This is a genomic window from Paenibacillus sp. JT22N1, from assembly GCF_059692155.1.
On the sequence record NZ_JCAUAW010000058.1, the window covers coordinates 1 to 2,455 of the forward strand.

4 protein-coding genes are annotated in these 2,455 nt (G+C 39.8%); 3 read left to right on the forward strand and 1 reads right to left on the reverse strand.

Going from position 1 to position 2,455, the window contains the following annotated elements; genetic code table 11:
• The first annotated feature begins 242 nt into the window (after positions 1-242).
• The 3 genes from AC58UU_RS39795 (at position 243) to AC58UU_RS39805 (ending at position 1,829) form a co-directional block, all read left to right on the forward strand.
• Complete coding sequence (locus AC58UU_RS39795; protein WP_497323024.1) at positions 243-698, forward strand: hypothetical protein; 456 nt, start codon at positions 243-245, stop codon at positions 696-698.
• A 33-nt stretch (positions 699-731) separates the two neighbouring features.
• Positions 732-1,046, forward strand: coding sequence for a hypothetical protein (locus AC58UU_RS39800; RefSeq protein ID WP_497323025.1), 315 nt, complete (start codon positions 732-734; stop codon positions 1,044-1,046).
• 66 nt (positions 1,047-1,112) lie between these two features.
• The gene (locus AC58UU_RS39805) at positions 1,113-1,829 is read left to right on the forward strand and encodes a hypothetical protein (RefSeq protein ID WP_497323026.1); all 717 of its coding nucleotides are present in this window, start codon (positions 1,113-1,115) and stop codon (positions 1,827-1,829) included.
• Between the two features lie 97 nt (positions 1,830-1,926).
• On the opposite strand, the gene AC58UU_RS39810 is transcribed toward AC58UU_RS39805, so the two are convergent.
• The gene (locus tag AC58UU_RS39810; protein ID WP_497323027.1) at positions 1,927-2,178 is read right to left on the reverse strand and encodes a hypothetical protein; all 252 of its coding nucleotides are present in this window, start codon (positions 2,176-2,178) and stop codon (positions 1,927-1,929) included.
• Between the last annotated feature and the right edge of the window lie 277 nt (positions 2,179-2,455).

Genomic DNA, 2,455 nt, shown 5'->3' on the forward strand with positions numbered 1-2,455 from the left:
TGATCGACCTTCCTCACCCAGCCGTAGTAGAAGTATTGACGGATTTTATCCATTTTCATCCTCTGTGGTGCAGCGCTGGTCTTGCGCTGCATGAACGGCTAACGGGAAACGTTAGTTGAAACAAACCAGGGAGCAGATGCCGCGACAGCTGCTCCTTTTGCAATTAAGCTATTGGGCAGATTTGATCACTTCTATGGTAGAATAGGTGAGGAAATAATTACCATGTTAAAAGAGGCGAAAATATGAGTTTGTCCGAACTACATTTTAAAATTCTCATTCGAAATGAAAACATAAACAAAGATTGGGTTGAGAATATTTTCAAAGAGTTCTCATTATTTAAACCTCAAGTAATGAGGGGTTCGTTTCTCTCAAAAGCAAACTCGATGACTTATAATGAATCAAGACTTTATAGAAGCCTAGGAAAAGAGTACGAGAAAAACGATCGGTTCATGCTTGCCCTCGAAGTAGATAGAGAGATGTTTATTTATAAAAAAAGTGCTTCAACAAGTATGATTACTGGGCGAATTGAAACAAAGTTCGATCCTAACATGATTATTCAAGTAATCAATTATGTAAGTGGGATTTTGGAAATGTACGAATGCGTATGCGGCTATATTCATAATGCGGAAGACGATTTCTGGCAAAACAATACTAATCTTCAGTATGCTGAACTGAAGGGTAAGAGTCTGACTGCCTAATGCTTCGAGAACAAGGAATTAGAGAACGGAGCGGTGCAAATCATTTTATACGAACACGCTGGGGATTACGATTTAACTGGAAACCGCGCCAGACAGTGGGCATTCCGCAAACACACTGGAATAGATGAAGTGGCTCATGCCTTAATGAATTTGCCTAAAGATGAAAATCACGATCCTGCGATCAACATAGAGACTGAGACCGCGTGTAAGCATGGTGGAGTTAGATTAATTTCATATTTTTATGATACAAATGGTGAAATGATTTCAAAGTCTAAAGCAACGCGTTACAGGTCTTATGAAATTGGATCAAGTGGGCAAATAGTATGGTCTAGTGAAGAAAACATTTAGTGTTTATGGATAACAGATTAAGCTAACGCGAAACGAGAGATGAATAAAGAGAAGGCTGCCTAAAGAATGGAGGATAATATGGGATGGTTTCTATGGCTTAGTTTACTTGTACTCCTCTTGCTTTCCTACTTTGATCAGCGAAAAAACATAGATATGAAAACGTGGCTTACTATTATTGGGATTTTTCTGTTGTGCAATTTTTATGTAAATTTATTTGGTATCCTGATTCCCGCAGGCGTTATAATCGGAATGGTTTACGTGAAAAAAAGAAAAAAACCTTACTTATCTAAAGCGCTAATTTTTGGATTGATTTGTGTTATTTCATCTTTCTATACTCCGAACTTTGACTGGGGCCAACTCAAGGAACATGTTCAAGATGCTAAGTATTCTGCAGAATTTAGCCAAGTAAATGGCGTGTCTCATTTTTCTGCAAGCTCAGAAATCAATGTAAACCTTCATAAGTCTGCTGTGGAATTACATGACAAGAATCCAAATTCAGAAATAAAAATAGAGGATCCTCATGTTCTATTTAGTATTTGGGCACTTTCTCATAAAAGTTTGCCAATGAAGGATTTAGACTGGCTATGGTATAAATCCCCACAAGAATTGCATTATTATTGGCAATCTAATAGACCTGATGAATTTACTAGCATGGAGTATATTATTTTTAATGATGTTGGTTATATGGGGATATTTCAAAGGGTAGATAAAAACAGTCAGTTTATACTTCGAACTATTTATGAGTTTGATAGACTTAAAATGAATAATCCATTAATCCCATAGCCTGTTTATTACCTGAGTATGCTCTTCTGGAATTTCTCTATTGTACGGGCTGCCGTGTAGGTGAAAATAAAGGCTGTCGGGCGGCAGCCTTTATTTGCTAAAAATATAAATACGTGCCGGCGCCCGGAAAGCCAAGGTACATTGGTACAATCATGTGATACGGAACATGGTGGTAACCGTGTACCGGTCCGATAAAGTGCACTCCCGGAGGAAGGTTCCCATAGATCTTGACGCCGGTAATCCCGGGCGGCCATACCGTTCCGACATTTCTGAGGGCTTCGGGCTGCCGCCATTCGTTCGCCAACATGCCACCCCACCTTACATCATTGTATATATGGCCTGATGACATGATATGAAGCTTTTTGCTATTCTGTGCCCGGTTCAGGACTTCGCGTCTGGAATCGGAAAATATGAAGTTTGTGTCGCCGGACAATGATCGAACATTGAACTAACGGATAACGATAGTTCAAGCACAACACAACGGCAGCCGGTATACGATCGGCTGCCGTTGTCCGTTAAAGTAAACATTCCTGTTAGTCCTAAGAATTGGACTTTGAAAGAAAAGGAGCGCCTCGGTATGATGGGTTTGTCAAAGGGTTTAACCCAACACCATCAAGGAGGCGCTC

What these genes read in the sequence shown, in the direction of transcription:
- AC58UU_RS39810 (WP_497323027.1), bottom strand. Translation starts at nt 2,178, where the DNA reads ATGTCATCAGGCCATATATACAATGATGTAAGGTGGGGTGGCATGTTG.
- AC58UU_RS39805 (WP_497323026.1), top strand. Translation starts at nt 1,113, where the DNA reads ATGGAGGATAATATGGGATGGTTTCTATGGCTTAGTTTACTTGTACTC.
- AC58UU_RS39795 (WP_497323024.1), top strand. Translation starts at nt 243, where the DNA reads ATGAGTTTGTCCGAACTACATTTTAAAATTCTCATTCGAAATGAAAAC.